This window comes from Lentzea aerocolonigenes, from assembly GCF_000955955.1.
Taxonomy (GTDB): Bacteria; Actinomycetota; Actinomycetes; order Mycobacteriales; family Pseudonocardiaceae; genus Lentzea; species Lentzea aerocolonigenes_A.
In genome coordinates this window covers 1-15,304 of sequence record NZ_JYJG01000021.1, presented here as the reverse complement: position 1 = coordinate 15,304, position 15,304 = coordinate 1, and the positions used below count along the sequence as shown (strand labels likewise).

General features: G+C 68.6%; 13 protein-coding genes. 5 read left to right on the top strand and 8 right to left on the bottom strand.

Translation table 11 applies throughout. The annotated features are described in order from the left end of the window. Nucleotides 1-1,425: NPCBM/NEW2 domain-containing protein (locus UK23_RS05160; RefSeq protein WP_045310198.1), on the top strand; the 1,425-nt coding region annotated here is incomplete at its 5' end. A gap of 62 nt (nucleotides 1,426-1,487) precedes the next feature. Continuing rightward, the gene (locus UK23_RS05155; RefSeq protein WP_052684366.1) at nucleotides 1,488-2,117 is read left to right on the top strand and encodes a hypothetical protein; all 630 of its coding nucleotides are present in this window, start codon (nucleotides 1,488-1,490) and stop codon (nucleotides 2,115-2,117) included. Here the strand turns inward: UK23_RS05155 and UK23_RS05150 are convergent. After that, a complete protein-coding gene (locus UK23_RS05150) occupies nucleotides 2,089-2,850 on the bottom strand; it encodes a class I SAM-dependent methyltransferase (protein ID WP_045310197.1) in 762 nt (253 codons plus the stop codon). The two genes, UK23_RS05155 and UK23_RS05150, sit on opposite strands and share 29 nt — an antisense overlap. After that, nucleotides 2,847-3,971: a carboxylesterase family protein gene (locus UK23_RS05145; RefSeq protein WP_196777612.1), complete on the bottom strand. Its 1,125-nt coding sequence runs from the start codon at nucleotides 3,969-3,971 to the stop codon at nucleotides 2,847-2,849. The genes UK23_RS05150 and UK23_RS05145 overlap by 4 nt, the downstream gene beginning before the upstream one ends. Nucleotides 3,972-4,081: 110 nt before the next feature. On the opposite strand from UK23_RS05145, the gene UK23_RS05140 reads away from it, so the two are divergent. Then, the gene (locus UK23_RS05140) at nucleotides 4,082-5,116 is read left to right on the top strand and encodes a zinc-dependent alcohol dehydrogenase family protein (RefSeq protein WP_045310195.1); all 1,035 of its coding nucleotides are present in this window, start codon (nucleotides 4,082-4,084) and stop codon (nucleotides 5,114-5,116) included. On the opposite strand, the gene UK23_RS05135 is transcribed toward UK23_RS05140, so the two are convergent. Then, nucleotides 5,100-6,587: a flavin-containing monooxygenase gene (locus UK23_RS05135; RefSeq protein WP_045310194.1), complete on the bottom strand. Its 1,488-nt coding sequence runs from the start codon at nucleotides 6,585-6,587 to the stop codon at nucleotides 5,100-5,102. The two genes, UK23_RS05140 and UK23_RS05135, sit on opposite strands and share 17 nt — an antisense overlap. Nucleotides 6,588-6,709: 122 nt before the next feature. Between UK23_RS05135 and UK23_RS05130 the strand changes: the two genes are divergently transcribed. After that, nucleotides 6,710-7,294: a TetR/AcrR family transcriptional regulator gene (locus tag UK23_RS05130; protein WP_045310203.1), complete on the top strand. Its 585-nt coding sequence runs from the start codon at nucleotides 6,710-6,712 to the stop codon at nucleotides 7,292-7,294. Here the strand turns inward: UK23_RS05130 and UK23_RS05125 are convergent. From UK23_RS05125 to UK23_RS05110, 4 genes are all read right to left on the bottom strand, one after another. Next, complete coding sequence (locus tag UK23_RS05125) at nucleotides 7,260-7,967, bottom strand: type 1 glutamine amidotransferase (protein WP_045310193.1); 708 nt, start codon at nucleotides 7,965-7,967, stop codon at nucleotides 7,260-7,262. The genes UK23_RS05130 and UK23_RS05125 overlap by 35 nt on opposite strands. After that, nucleotides 7,960-9,207, bottom strand: a complete 1,248-nt coding sequence (locus UK23_RS05120) for a MurT ligase domain-containing protein (protein ID WP_231114386.1) — start codon at nucleotides 9,205-9,207, stop codon at nucleotides 7,960-7,962. The genes UK23_RS05125 and UK23_RS05120 overlap by 8 nt, the downstream gene beginning before the upstream one ends. Nucleotides 9,208-9,284: 77 nt before the next feature. Continuing rightward, entirely contained in the window at nucleotides 9,285-9,770 is a 486-nt protein-coding gene (locus UK23_RS05115) for a helix-turn-helix domain-containing protein (protein ID WP_231114385.1), read from the bottom strand. 115 nt (nucleotides 9,771-9,885) lie between these two features. Continuing rightward, entirely contained in the window at nucleotides 9,886-11,451 is a 1,566-nt protein-coding gene (locus UK23_RS05110) for an LCP family protein (protein WP_231114384.1), read from the bottom strand. A 430-nt stretch (nucleotides 11,452-11,881) separates the two neighbouring features. Here UK23_RS05110 and UK23_RS05105 point away from each other — a divergent pair, with 430 nt between their 5' ends. Continuing rightward, nucleotides 11,882-14,812, top strand: coding sequence for a glycine--tRNA ligase (locus tag UK23_RS05105; protein ID WP_045310199.1), 2,931 nt, complete (start codon nucleotides 11,882-11,884; stop codon nucleotides 14,810-14,812). A gap of 62 nt (nucleotides 14,813-14,874) precedes the next feature. Here UK23_RS05105 and UK23_RS05100 read toward each other — a convergent pair. Next, nucleotides 14,875-15,304: chitosanase (locus UK23_RS05100; protein ID WP_045310192.1), on the bottom strand; the 430-nt coding region annotated here is incomplete at its 5' end.

Genomic DNA, 15,304 nt, shown 5'->3' with positions numbered 1-15,304 from the left:
TACGTCAACATCGACGACTGCTGGGCCGAGAAGACCCGTGACTCGGCCGGCAAGCTAGTGCCGAACAAGACGCGGTTCCCCAACGGCATCAAGGCCGTCGCGGACTACGTGCACTCGAAGGGCCTGAAGTTCGGGATTTACACGAGCGCCGGAACGAAGACCTGCAACAAGGACAACGGTTTTCCGGGTGGGCTGAACCACGAGGAGTCCGACGCGCAGCAGTTCGCGTCCTGGGGTGTCGACTACCTGAAGTACGACAACTGCAACAACCAGGGCGTCGACGCCAAGCAGCGCTACCGCAAGATGCGCGACGCGTTGAAGAAGACCGGCCGGCCGATCGTCTTCTCGTTGTGCGAGTGGGGCCAGAACAAGCCGTGGGAGTGGGCCTCCGACACCGGGCACCTGTGGCGCACGACCGGTGACATCAACGACACCTGGCCGCGCACGATGGACATCTACGAGAAGAACGTCGTGCTGGATTCCTATGCCGGGCCCGGGCACTGGAACGACCCCGACATGCTCGAGGTCGGCAACGGCAAGATGTCCGCTACCCAGTACCGCAGCCACTTCTCGCTGTGGGCGATCATGGCCGCGCCGTTGCTGATCGGCTCGGACCTGCGCAAGGTTTCGGCTGACACGTTCACGATCCTGGAGAACAAGGATGTCATCGCGGTCGACCAGGACAAGCTCGGCAAGCAGGGCAAGCGGATTCGCACGACCGGCAAGACCGGTGTCGACGTGATCGTGAAGCCGCTGGCCAACGGTGACAAGGCCGTGGCGCTGTTCAACAAGTCCGGCTCGACGCAGACGATCTCGACCTCCCTGTCCGAGATCGGCATGTCCGGGCCTGCGGTTCTGAAGGATCTGTGGACCAAGTCCACGCGCACCACTTCTGGTGCGATCTCGGCTTCGGTTCCGTCCTTGGCGACCGTGATCTACCGGGTCTCCAAGGGCGACAGCGGCCCGCGTCCGACCCCGCCGGCCGGTGTTTCGGACCTGTCCGCGTTCGAGGCGACGTCGTCCACCAACGGCTGGGGTCCGGTCGAGATCGACAAGTCGGTCGGCAACCAGGCCGCCGGTGACGGCAAGACCCTGACGATCAACGGTGTCACGCACGCGCGCGGTTTCGGTGCGCACGCGGCCTCGACGATCGAGTTCTACCTCGGCCGCAAGTGCTCGTCGCTGACCGTCGACGTCGGCGTCGACGACGAGGTGGGAGCGGGTAAGGGCTCGGTGGTCTTCCAGGTCTTCGCGGACGCCGCCTTGGTCGCCGACTCGGGGGCGCTGACCGCGGACAACGCGGCGAAGAAGCTCACCGCGTCACTCACCGGCGCCGAGAACCTGCGGCTGGTGCTGACCGACGGCGGTGACAACATCAACTCCGACCACGGCGACTGGGCGACCCCGCGCATCACCTGTTCGTAGTGCCTTGTGGACAGCCCGTGACCTGGTGTAACGCGGGTCACGGGCTGTCCTATATCTCGGGCATGAAAGCAACTCGGCTCCTCCCTGCCCTCGCGGCCGCCGCCGTGCTGGTGCTCGCTCCCGGCCTGGGGCTCGCCGACCCCGGGAACGGTCACGGGAACGGGATCACGAACAACCCGAACGTCCCACCGGGACAGTCCGGACAGGACACTTCCGCGCCCCAGCCGCCGTCGAACGCGGACTTCACCGGCAACGGCGCGAACGTGAACGGCCCGTACGACTCGACGCGCGACGGTTCGCCGTCGTTGAACGGCAACGGTGGCGGTGAGGCGGCCGGCAAGCCCTGTGCCGGTTGCGTGGGAAAGGCCGACAACAAGAACCCGCCGGGCCAGCAGCCGGACGGCTCGGACGCCAACGCGGGCTACGAGTGCGACACCAACCACGGTGTGGGCCGCTCGAACCCGGCGCACACGGGCTGCAGGCCTGGTGAGACGCCTCCGGAGACCACGCCGCCTGCCAAGACCGAGGTTCCGCAGCCTCCGGGTGGTGCAGCCGCGCCTCAGGCCCCGCAGGCCGCTGCCGAGGTCGACGAGCTGGCGTTCACCGGGTTCGACGTGCTGCCGTTCGCTCTCGGCGGCCTCGCACTGGTGGGCGCGGGCGTGGTCATGACGCGGCGGGGCCGGCGGTCCTGACGCGGGCGACGGCGAGCTGGGTCATGTACCGCTTGGTGACCCGGCCGTCGTAGCGCGTGTCGATCAGGCTCGTGATGTCCGCGATGAGCTCGTCCCTGGCCGGCAGCGCGATGTGGTTCGAGTACGTGAGGAGCAGGTCGGCGTACGCCTCGGTGTCGTAGCCCTGCTCCCACTCGTACCGGACGAACTCCGGCCGCTCGTAGAGGTGGCTCTCGTCGAACTCGCGGGGGATGTCGTCCGCTGGAGACAGCCGGAGGTTCGGGGGAGTGGCCGGATCCCAGCGTTCGTAACACTTCTGGACGTCCACGAAGAACTGCTCGGTCCCGCCCGCGACGTGGTGCGTCGAGATCACCGCCAGCCTGCCGCCGGGCTTCAACGCGGCCGCGCACTTCGCCATGCGGGTCGACGGGTCGAGCCAGTGGAACGCCGTCGCCGACACCACGAGGTCGAACGGTTCCGAGGGCAGCGGCCACTCGTCGAAGTTCGCGACGATCACCCGTGCCTCGGGTGCGTGCTCGCGGGCGATGGCGGCCAGCGATGGGCTCAGCTCGACCGCCGTCACCTCGCCGATGCGGGTCAACGGCAGCGTGGCTTGGCCGGTGCCAGGGCCGATCTCCAGAACGCGCGGGCCGCTGAGCTGCGCGAACAGCTCCGCGGGATAGGTCGGGCGGGCCCGGTGGTAGCGGGCCGCGTCCTCTCCGAACGTGGTGCGCAAACGCTCGCGGTCGGTCACCCGCCGAATTCAAGCGAGCGCGAAGGCAGCGCGTCCATCCCGTTTCGCGCGAACCCGGCCCACAGCCCTCGCATGGTCTTGGCCAGCACCGGATCCGGTTCCTGCCCGGCGAGCATGCCCGCGCCGGTCCAGCCGTCCGGGTCGAACAGGAACGGCAGCTCGATGCAGTGGCACGCCCCCAGCGGGGCGCCCTCCGGCCTCCACTTGAAGTTGAAGGTGGCCGCCTGACCGCCCGCCGCCGTCCAGTCGGCCGCGAACTGGCGCGCGGGCCCGGCGAACACGAGTTCGGTCACGACCTCCCAGGCGTCGGGCTGGTCGGCCACGTACGGGCTGCCGTCGTCCGCGGTGTGCCCGATGAGCAGTTCGATCCGGGATGCCGCCGAGGTGAGGTCGACGTCGCCCAGGACCGGCCCGAACGGCATGCCGCCGGCCGGGGCGAACTGGGCCGCCATCGCGGGCACCTGCTGCTGCACGGCCAGCACCTCGTCCGCCGGAGTCGAGGCGTCGACGGTGACGAACGCACGCAGCGCCTCCGTCATCGCCGCGCGCTCCGGGCCACGGGCACCCAGCGGGGCGCTCTGCATGATCGCGCGGTGGAAGAGCGGCTCGTCGGTGGAGAGCATCAGCGCGTACACGGAGTCGGCGCCCGCGGACTGGCCGAACGCCGTCACGTTCGCGGGATCGCCGCCGAACGCGGCGATGTTGTCGCGCACCCACCGCAGCGCGACGATCTGGTCCTGGAGACCCAGGTTGTCGTGCAGGTAGCCGAAGATGCCGAGGCGGTAGCTCACGCTGACGACCACGACGCCTTCCGAGGCCAGCAGCGAGGCGTCGTACTTGCGCGACTCACCGCTGCCGGTCACGTACGCGCCGCCGTGGAACCAGACCATCACGGGCAGCCCGGAGGCGTCGGCGGGGGCGGTGACGCTCAAGACGTGGCAGTTCTCGTCGAAGGTCAGACCCGCGACCGAGTCTCCGACCACGGGCAGCAGCGAGGACGGCGGTTGCGGGCAGGCCGGGCCGCGCTGCGAGGAGCCGCGTACGCCGTCCCATTCGACCGGTGTGGGGGCTTCGAACCGGGATGCCTTCGCATAGCGGACACCGCGCGTGTTGATCAGCACGTTCTCGATAGTAAGCATGCGTAACCAATTCCACAGCGTCTCGATTCGGCGGATGGACCGGGACAGGAGGACCATGTAACGGTTGAGACACGAGACCAAGGAGGCGCCCGGTGCGGGCTACGACGATCTACGGCACCCGTGACATCCGAGTCGAGGAGGTGCCGGACGCGTCCATCGAGGACGCGACCGACGTCGTCGTCCGGGTCGAGCTCGCGTGCATCTGCGGCAGCGACCTGTGGGCGTACCGGGGCGTGGCCAAGCGCGAGGGCGGGCAGCGGATCGGGCACGAGTTCCTCGGCATCGTCGAGGAGGTCGGCGCCGAGGTGAAGACCGTCAACGTCGGCGACCGCGTCATCGCGCCGTTCGTGTGGAGTGACGGCACCTGCGCGTACTGCGTGGCCGGGCTGCAGACGTCGTGCCGAAGTGGTGGCTTCTGGGGCTCCAAGGGCAGCGACGGCGGCCAGGGCGAGGCCGTGCGCGTGCCCCAGGCCGACGGGACGCTCGTCCGGGTGCCTGCAGACGCCTCGCCGGACCTGCTCCCGGCGTTCCTGAGCCTGAGCGACGTCATGGGCACCGGTCATCACGCAGCCATCGGCGCGGGTGTCGGGCCGGGCAGCACGGTCGCGGTCGTCGGGGACGGCGCGGTCGGCCTGTGCGGTGTGCTCGCGGCCAAGCGGCTCGGGGCCGAGCGGATCATCGCGATGGGACGGCACGAGGACCGCGCCAAGATCGCCAAGCTCTTCGGCGCCACGGACCAGGTCGCCGAGCGCGGTGAGGCCGCGGTCGAGCGGATCAAGGAGATGACCGGCGGGCTCGGCGCGTCGAGCGTGCTGGAGTGCGTCGGCACCGAGCAGTCGTGGGAGACCGCGATGGGCATCGTGCGCGACGGCGGCAAGATCGGTTACGTCGGCGTGCCGCACGAGATGAAGGGCCTGCCGCTGGGCAAGCTGTTCGGCCGCAACATCAACATCGGTGGCGGCGTCGCACCCGTGCGGGCGTACCTGCCGGAGTTGCTGGCCGACGTACTGGCCGGGCGGATCGACCCCGGTCCGGTGTTCGACAGGACGGTCTCGCTCGACGACGTCGCGCTGGGCTACCAGGCGATGGACGAGCGGACCGCCCTGAAGGTCATCGTGCGGCCATAGATTTTTTGGCAGTAGTCAGCACGTAGTCCTCGGCGCGCACGCGCTTGGTCCGCATCCAGTACCGCCAGGTGAAGCCCGGCCACACGGTGCGGTTCACGCCCTGCGCGTCGAGGTACCAGCTCTGACAGCCGCCCTGCGTCCACACGCCCTTGCGCAGCTTGCCCTGGATCTCGCGGTTGAACTCCTGCTGGGCCTCCACTCGCACGTCCAGCTCCGCTGCGCGGTGTTCTTCGAGGAGCTGGAGGCACTGCGAGATGTACCGGATCTGCGACTCGATCATGAACACGACCGAGTTGTGCCCGAGTCCGGTGTTGGGGCCCAGCAGGAAGAACAGGTTGGGGAATCCCGAGACCGTGATGCCGTAGTAGGTCTCGATGCCCTCTTCACGCCACTGCTTCGCGAGGTCGACGCCGCCCTTGCCCTGGACGTCCAGGTAGTCGAACGAGTCGGTGACGTGGAACCCGGTGCCGTAGATGATGACGTCGACCTCGTGCTCGACGCCCGCACTGTCCACAACGGAGTTCTCGCGCACCTCGGAGATCTTGTCCGTCACCAGGTCCACGGTCGGGTAGCCCAGCGCGGGGTAGAAGTCGTTGGAGATCAGCACGCGCTTGCAGCCCATCGTGTAGTCGGGCTTCAACTTCTTGCGCAGCGCGGGATCAGGCACCTGCTTCTTCATGTGCCGCAACGCGATTCCCTGCGCGAACTGCATGATGCGGGGGTTGATCGCGAACCCCAGCGCCGACGACTCGCGCACCCAGTAGACGAAGTTGCGGTAGAGCCGTTGGGTGAAGGGCAAGGCGCGGAACAGCTTCTGCTCCCGGCCGGTGATCTCGCGGTCCGCCTTGGGCATGATCCACGGCGGCGTGCGCTGGAAGATCTTCATCGACGCGACCTGACGAGCGATCTTCGGCACGAACTGGATCGCGGACGCACCGGTGCCGACGACGGCGACGCGCTTGCCCGTGAGGTCGTAGGAGTGGTCCCACTGAGCGCTGTGGAACGTCTTGCCGCTGAAGTTCTCGATCCCCGGCAGCTCAGGGATGTTCGGGATGTGCAACGCGCCGACGCCCGCGACCAGAGCCTGCGCGGTGTACGTGTCGCCCTGCTCGGTCGTCACCTGCCAGCGCTTCGCTTCCTCGTCCCACTGCGCGCCGGACACCTTGGTGTTGAAGCGGATGTGCGGCGACAACTCGTACTTGTCCGCGACTCGCCGCAGGTAGTCCCAGATCTCGCCCTGCTCAGCGAACATCCGCGACCACTTCGGGTTCAGCTCGAACGAGAACGAGTACATGTGCGACGGCACGTCACACGCGCAGCCCGGGTAGGAGTTGTCGCGCCACGTGCCACCGAGGTCGGCGGCCTTCTCGAGCACCACGAAGTCGTGCTCACCACGCCGCTTGAGCTCGATGGCCATACCTAGGCCGGAGAATCCGGTGCCGATGACGAGCACTTTCGTCTCTCGGTGCATGGGTACGTCCCTCCGCTCGCGGATACCTACTTCGCAGTAGGTTACTCGAAGTAAGTTACGAGCGGTAGACTCCTTTCGTGACCGCACCTGCGCCCCGGCGCCGCATGCCCAAGGCCCAGCGCATGGCGCAGATGCTCACCGTCGCCGAGGAGATCTTCGCCGAGCAGGGGTATCTGGCCACGTCGATGGACGAGATCGCCGAACGCGTCGGCGTCTCCAAACCGATGCTCTACGAGTACTTCGGCTCGAAGGAAGGCCTGCTCATCGGCTGCATCCACCGGGCGCGCACAGAGCTGCGGGAGAAGACGGCACAGGCGATCGCGGGCGCTCAGTCGCCGGAGGAGTTCCTCAGGCTGGGGCTGTTGGCGTTCTTCGAGTTCATCGACCAGCACCGCAGATCGTGGGCGCTGTTGCGGCAGGAAGCAGCCGTGGCCGTGCCGTCGGCGCAGGAAGAAGTGGAAGGCATCCGTCAGCAGCAGACGGACATGATCGGGGCCGTGCTGGCGTCGTTCACGCCGGACATCGACCCGCTGGAGGCCGAGGCGTTCGCGGAGATCGTCGTCGGTGCGACGGAACGCCTGGCGGTGTGGACCGAGCGCAGGCCCAAGGTCGGACCTGCGCTCGCCACGGAGTACGTCATGGGCGTGATCTGGCCCGGCGTCGAAGCCAGACTCAAGAAGCTGCCCGAACCCGCTCAGCACGCATAGCGGTCACCGCGGGAAGGTCCAGCGGAGCGACCTTGGTTCCGGTGGCCCACTCGATCAGGAGGTCGGCGAGCTGCGGGTTGCGCGGCAGCACCGGCCCGTGCAGGTAGGTGCAGACGATCCGGCCCTGCACAGCGCCTTCGACGCTGCCGTCGTTGCCGGTGCCGACCTTGACGTGCGCGAGCGGCCGCGCGGCCGGGCCCAGCACGGTGCGGCCCTGGTGGTTCTCGAACCCGGACAGCACACCCTCGAACAGTCCGTCGGCGGGCTCGGCCAGGACCTCGCCGATCGCGCGGCTGCCGCCGGCGTGCGAGGTCGAGTCGATCAGGCCCATGCCGGGGTGCGTCACGTTGTCCGCACGGGTGAAGCTCTCGCCGAAGATCTGGATGCCGGCGCACACGCCCAGCACCACCGCGTTCTTCGTGACGGCGCGCTGCAGGCCGGGGTGCTCGCGCAGGTGCTTCACGGCCAGCGTCTGCGCCGTGTCCTCACCGCCACCGACGACGTAGATGTCGCACGAGTCCGGCACCGGCTCGCCGTAGTTGATCGGCACGATCTCGGCTTTGATGCCGCGCCACGTCATGCGCTTCTCGAGCACGACGGCGTTGCCGAAGTCCCCGTATGTGCCGAGGAGATCCGGCAGCACGAGCGCGATCTGGATTGTCGACTCACTCATCAGCGGCAGCCCTGGCATTCAAGTCGCGGAACGCGGTGTAGTTGGCGATGACCTCGACCGCCCCCTGCGGCATCTGGTCGATGGCCTTCAGCGGGTCGGGCACGATCGTGTGCTGGACCTCGGCGTAGGTCAGCCGGACGGCGAGGTCCGTGGCCCGCTCGCCGGACGCGATGACCGTGCGCCCCTGCAGGCGCTCGAACGGGACGTCCCACAGCCAGCTCAGGTCGCGGCCGTCGGCCTCCTGGGCGTTGATCACCAGGACGGCCGGGTGGTTGGCCTCCTTGACGACCGTGAGGGTCTCGCTCCAGCCCGCGGGGTTCTTGCTGAGCAGCAGGCGCGCGCTGCGGCCGTTGCGCTGGATCGTGCGGTAGCGGCCGCTGACGTTGGAGACGCCGCGCAGCCGTGCGACCGCGTCTTCCGTGCGCACACCCATGGCGTGCGCGGCGGCGGACGCCATGACGGCGTTGGCCTGGTTGAACTTGCCAGGCAGCGTGAGGCGCAGCTCGAGCTTCTGGTGCTCCGGCGTGATCATCGACTCGTCGGCCGTGATCCAGTTCGGGTGCGGGCGCGCGAGGTCGCAGCCGGTGCAGTGCCAGTGCTCGCCCTGCCAGCGGATCGGGTTGCCGCAACGGGGGCAGCTCGCCGAGTCGTGGTGCCAGCCGGTGCCGGTGGCGACCCAGATGACCTTGGAGGCGTTCCAAGCCGCGCTCGTGACCATCACGTCGTCGCAGTTCGCGATGATCGTGCAGTTCTGCAGCTTGGTGACGGTGTCGCGCAGCGAGCGCTCGATCGTGCGCACCTCGCCGACGCGGTCCAGCTGGTCGCGGGACAGGTTCAGGATCACCGCGACGGCCGGGTTGCTCGCACCGGCGACGGCGGGGAAGTAGCCCTCGTCGCACTCCAGCACGGCGTACGGGGCATCCGGCTGCTTCGAGAGCGCCGTGACGTGACCGTCGGGCATGTTGGCGCCGCTGTGGTTCGTGGCGACCTCACCCAGCGCGCCGACGGCCCTGGCGAGCATCATCGTGCTGGTGGTCTTGCCGTTCGTGCCTGTCACCACGGCGACCTTGCGGCCCTGCGTCAGCCGGTTCAGCGCCTGCGGGTCGAGCTTCAGCGCCACCCGGCCGCCGATCATGCCGCCTGCGCCGAGCCCCATCTTCTGGGACAGCGAGGAGCTCAGGTTGCCCAGTTTCACTGCGGCCGCGGTGCGCAGAGGGAGGCGGGCGGGGGAATCGTTCACCCCGGCGATGCTACCGGCGGTGGAGAAGTGCCCGTTTCGGGCGGTCGTTTCGTTGGCGTGAACGGAGTTCGGTACAACTAGTGGCTCAGCGCTCGCAGGGTTCGGATGAGCTCGACCGTGGGGAGCTGGCACAGCTGCGCCATGTTCTCCAACGCGGGCAGGTCGAGGTGCACTTCCGCGGATGCCCCGGGAGGCAGCGCGTGCAACCGGCCCATCGCCCAACGCTTCAGCGGCACGAGGCGCGGGTGGTCGGACGCGGCGACGGCGGTGAGGTTCAGCGTGAGGTGGCCGGCCGGAGTGTCGCCGAAGAAGCGTTCGTGCACACGAGCGAGGACTTCGTGTGCCGGAATGTCCAGGGCGTGGCAGATCTCCACCAGGCGCACCACCGAGCACTGCCTGGTGCCGAGCTCGTAGGTCGCCAGCGTCTGCAGCGAGATCTCGGTCTGCAGGCGCTTGTTGAGCTCCTTGCGGGTCCAGCCGCGCTGCTTGCGAAGGCTGCGGATCTCATCACCGAGCACGCGCTGGTACGCCGCTGTGTCGATTTGGCCGTTCGCAGTCTGCACTGGTCCCTCCACCCCGTGAGCGGGTCTCACGGTGATGGAAGGCGCGAGTTCTTCGCTGCTTACGCAACCTACTGCTGGAATCCCCCGAACGGGGTATATATCTCTACTCTCTGTATCAGTTTACGCAGCGCACGCCGTCTGCCGTGATGGGTTTCGGGGCCGCGGGGTCAGCCGGTTGCTGATGGGCACCGTCCAGGGCGAGTACTCCGGAACCGGTGAAGCCCTGGGCGCCCGGACCCGAGTAGTCAGAGCCGAGGAAGACGCGGACCCGGCCGGCGGGCACGTTGACGTCCTCCTCGGTCTTCATGCCGCCGAGGGCCTTCTGCACCGCGTTGGCGCCGTCCTCGCCGCCCTTGCCGTAGCGGACGACCGACTTGGCCATCGCCTCGGCGTTGCCCGTCTGGCCCTCGCCGAAGCCCTTCGCGACGAGCGACTGCAGCACCGTGCCCGCGAGGCCCGCGATACCGGAGGCGTTGCGGACGTCGACGGTGAGCGAGGCGTTGTCGAACTTCGAATCCGGCGTGTTCGACGCCGCCGCCGGGTCCTTGCCGAGGTTCTTGATGAACTTGTTGACCTCGCGCTCGTCGACCTCGACCGCGGAGCCGTCCTCCGGCGTCTGCAGGTCCGGGTTGCCGGTCGGGATCGTCTGGAACGTCATGTTGCCGCCCGTCAGGTCCTTCATCTGCAGGGCGAACTTGGTGATGTCCCAGCCGTCGTCGAGCACGAGCGCGCCGCTGACCGCCTTGATCGTCTCGCTGCGCTTGGTGCTGTCGGTGAGCACGCCGGCCGACAGCATCTTCTTGGCGAGACCCGCCATGAAGACCTGCTGGCGCACGACGCGGTCGAGGTCGCCCATCGGCAGGCCGTGGCGCTGCCGGACGAACGCCAACGCGTTCTTGCCCTCGATGGTCTGCGGACCGGCCGGGAAGTTCGCGCCGGAGAAGCTGTCGCGGACCTTGGCGTTGAGGCAGACGTCGATGCCGCCGACGGCCTTGGTGATGTCGTAGAAGCCGACCAGGTTGACCTCGGCGTAGTGGTCGATCGTCACGCTGGTCAGGTTCTGGATGGTCTCGATGAGGTTCTTCGCGCCCGCCTTGCGCGTCGCCATCTCGATCTCGGGCGCGCTCTTGCCGCTGCCCTGCAGCTTCTCGGCCTCTTGACCCTTGGCGTAACCGTAGGCAGAGTTGATCTTGTGACGCCCGTAGCCGCCCGCGATCTTCACGTAGGAGTCGCGGGGGAACGACACGGCGTAGGCCTTGCCGCTGTCGTTCGGGATGTGCAGCAGGATCAGCGTGTCGGTGTTGAACCCGCCGTCGTCGCTGCCGCCCGCCTGCAGCTCGTTGAGGATGTTCTGCGGCAGCGGGTTGCCCTTGGAGTCGGTGCGGCTGTCCATGCCGACGAGCAGGATGTCGATCGCGCCGTCCGCGGGCTTCTCGCCGGCGTCGGCCAGGCCGAGCTCCTGGGTGGTGAGGTTGCTCGTCAGCTCGTTCAGGTTCTTCCACGCGATGCCCGTGACCAGCAGGATCACCGCGGACAGCATGCTGACGAAGATCTTGCCGCCGGTGGAGGCACCACTGCTGCGCTGGACCGGCCTGCGGGTGGCGGGCCTGGGACGCGGACGAGGTGCGGCGGCTGCCTTGGCCTTGGCCGGCGTGGTGCGGACCGTCGGGCGGTCGGCCACCGGACGCGGGCGCGGCGCCGACGAGGTGGCGCGGGCCGGTTCACGACGGGGTGGCTCGCTGCGGTTCTCCCGCTTCGGGGGCTCGCGGCGTGGCGGTTCGGAGCGCTTCTGCGGCTCGCGGCGTGGCGGTTCGGCCCGGTTGGGCTGCCTGCGCGGGGGCTCTGAGCTGCTGCGCGGGGGTACCTGCGGACGGCGGGGCTGCCCCGCCTGGGGACGCGGGGCGGAGGGTCGCCTGGGAGTACCGTTCGGTTCTCCCGGCCGCGGCGGCCGGTTGTCCACACCCACTCCTCTCAGCACATTCGGGTACCCCAAGTAGACGCGCGGGAGCTCCACTCGGTTGTGCAAAGGGTGACACAGTGGCGGAGACCACCTGATCCAGGCCCCGTGACCAGCGGTTTCGTCCGCTTCGTAGACTCGTGCCGTGTTGACGATGCAGGACGCGCTGCTCGCGCTGACCAAATACTGGACCGATCGGGGCTGCATCGTCGTGCAGCCCTTCAACACCGAGGTGGGCGCCGGCACGCTGAACCCGGCGACCGTGCTGCGGGTGCTGGGTCCCGAGCCGTGGCGCGTCGCGTACGTCGAGCCGTCGGTGCGGCCTGACGACGCCCGTTACGGCGAGAACCCGAACCGCCTGCAGACGCACACCCAGTTCCAGGTGATCCTGAAGCCGGATCCGGGTGACCCGCAGGAGCTCTACCTCGGTTCGCTCGAGGCACTGGGCATCGACGTGCGGGCGCACGACGTGCGGTTCGTCGAGGACAACTGGGCCTCGCCCGCGCTGGGTGCCTGGGGCCTGGGCTGGGAGGTCTGGCTCGACGGCCTGGAGATCACCCAGTTCACCTACTTCCAGCAGGCCGGCGGCATGACGCTCGACCCGGTGTCGGTGGAGATCACCTACGGCATCGAGCGGATCATGATGGCGCTGCAGGGCGTCGACCACTTCAAGAAGATCGCTTACGCGCCCGGCATCTCCTACGGCGAGGCGTTCGGCCAGGCCGAGTACGAGATGTCGCGGTACTACCTCGACGACGCGGACGTGGAGGCGAACAAGCGCCTCTTCGAGGAGTTCGCGGTGGAGGCGCGCCGCATGCTCGACGCGCGGCTTCCCGTGCCGGCGCACAGCTTCGTGCTGAAGTGCTCGCACATCTTCAACGTGCTGGACGCGCGTGGCGCGATCTCCACGACCGAGCGTGCTCGTGCTTTCGGGCGGATGCGCGGACTGGCGCGCGAGGTCGCTGCCCTGTGGGCCGAGCGCCGTGAGGAGCTCGGGCATCCGCTCGGCCTGGCGGAGCTCCCGGCCGCGGTGGAGAAGCCCTCGTCCTTTGTGGACGTGGTGGCTCCGGCGACTCTGCTGTTCGAGATCGGTACCGAGGAACTGCCGCCGCACGAGGTCGTCCGGACCGTTGACGCGGTGCGCGAGGCGGTCTCGGCCAAGCTGGCTGCGACTCGGTTGACGCACGGCGAAGTGACCGTGCACGGGACTCCGCGCCGGATTGTCGTCACGGTGCCTGCCGTTTCGCCGCGCGAGCCGGATGCCGAGCGCACTGTGCGCGGTCCGCGTGTTTCCGCCGCGTTCGATGGTGACGGCAACCCGACGAAGGCCGTGCAGGGCTTCGCGCGTGGCCAGGGCGTCGAGGTTTCGGCGCTGGGGCGGGTGGCCGAGAACGACGTCGAGTTCGTCGCGCTGACCAAGACGGATGCCGGTCGTGGCGCGGTCGAGGTGCTGAGCGGTCTGCTGGCCGAGGTCGTTTCCGATCTGCGCGCCGAGAAGAACATGAAGTGGAACGACCCGAAGCTGTCGTTCACCCGGCCGATCCGCTGGTTGCTGGCACTGCTCGGGGAGACCCCCGTGCCGGTTGCGGTGTCGTCGCTGTCTTCCGGGACGACGACTCGGGTGCACCGGACGGCTTCGGTGCCGGTGGTCGAGGTGTCCACTGCGGACGGTTACCTGGAGTTCCTCTCCTCGCACGGCATTCAGGCGGATGCTTCCGTTCGTGCTGCCTCGATCGTGGAGGCCGCGCAGGCGCTGGCGGCGTCGGTCGGCGGTGTGGTCGAGGTCGACGGGCTGCTGGACGAGGTGACCAACCTGGTCGAGTGGCCGACGCCGATCCTCGGGTCGTTCGAGGAGCGGTACCTGGAGCTGCCGGGCCAGATCCTGACGACGGTGATGCGCAAGCACCAGCGGTACCTGCCGGTTCGTTCCGCCGACGGTGCGCTGCTGCCGCACTTCGTCGCCGTGGCCAACGGTGAGGTGGACGCGGACCTGGTGCGGGCGGGCAACGAGGCCGTGCTGCGGGCGCGGTACGAGGACGCGGCGTTCTTCTGGCGGGCGGACCTCAAGACGCCGCTGGAGGAGATGAAGTCGGGTCTCGCGAAGCTGACGTTCGCGGACAAGCTGGGCTCGATGGCGGACCGCGCTTCCCGGATCGCCGCTCTGGCAGGTCGTTTCGCTTCTGTGGTCGACGTCGACCGGGAGACGCTGGACCGCGCCGGTGCGCTGGCCAAGTTCGACCTCGGCTCGCAGATGGTGATCGAGCTGTCGTCGCTGGCCGGTGTGATGGCGCGCGAGTACGCGGTACGGGCGGGGGAGACCCCGGAGGTCGCGCAGGCGTTGTGGGAGATGGAACTCCCGCGCTCGGCCGGTGACGCGCTGCCGTCGTCGGTGCCTGGCGCTCTGCTGTCGTTGGCGGACCGGTTCGATCTCCTGGCCGGCCTGTTCGGCATCGGTGCGCAGCCGACTGGTTCGTCGGACCCGTTCGGTCTGCGCCGGGCGGCTCTCGGTGCGGTGACCGTGCTGAGGGCGTTCCCGGACCTGCGCGCGATCACGCTGCCGGTGGCGCTTTCGCTCGCCTCAGAAGGCCTTGAGGTGTCGGCCGAGGCGTTGGAGACCGCGCGCGAGTTCGCGGTGCGGCGCTACGAGCAGGCGCTGCTCGACGCGGGCCACGAGCACCGGTTCGTCCAGGCGGTGCTGCCGCTGGCCGACTCGCCGGTGCTGGCCGACGAGACGCTGACGCAGCTGGAGTCGCTGGCGGGCAACGAGTCCTTCGACGCCCTTGCCGCCGCTCTGCAGCGCGTGCGCCGGATCGTGCCGGCCGACGTGGCTGCTTCCTACGACGCCTCGGTGCTGTCCGAGCCGGCGGAAGTGGCGCTGCACAAGGCGTTCGACGGTGTCTCGCGGGATGTCGCCGGCCTGGCGGCGTTCGTCGCGGCTGCCGAAGGACTGACCGCGCCGATCAACACCTTCTTCGACGAGGTGCTGGTCATGGCGGAGGACCCGGCGGTGAAGGCCGCGCGGCTGGGCCTGCTGGCGTCGATCCGCGACTTCGCGGCGCCGGTGCTGGACTGGACCCAGCTGTAGCAAAAGGCGTCTGCAAGTACTACCAACTCGTGCGTTGGTAGTACTTGCAGACGCCAGTCGGGCTACTTGATCTCGAAGGTCTGGCCGTAGACCTTCCACTTGAGCGGCGTCTTCAGGTCGAAGTTGCCGGCCTTCAGGAACACGCGCTGCCCCGTGTCGACCCGAGTGGTGTCCTCGTGTTCGGGCTCCTGCTTCATGGCCCACACACGGGCGTCGAGAAACGCGTTGAGCCAGGTGGTCTCGTCACCACCCTGCGACGGCGGCTTGGCCTTGCCCAGTGCGCGCTTGCGGATGCTGGAGAAGCTCAGCCGGTCGCCACCGTCGCCGTGCATGACGATCGCGTCGTAGTAGGCGAACTGGCCGAGGGCGCGCACGCCGTCGGCCTTGCCCTGCTTCACGGCAGGGTTGAAGTACACGCGGTCGCGCTCGGACTCCTGCGCGGCCTTGAACACGGAGTCCTTGGCCGCGGTCTTCCAGTCCTTGGTGTAGTTG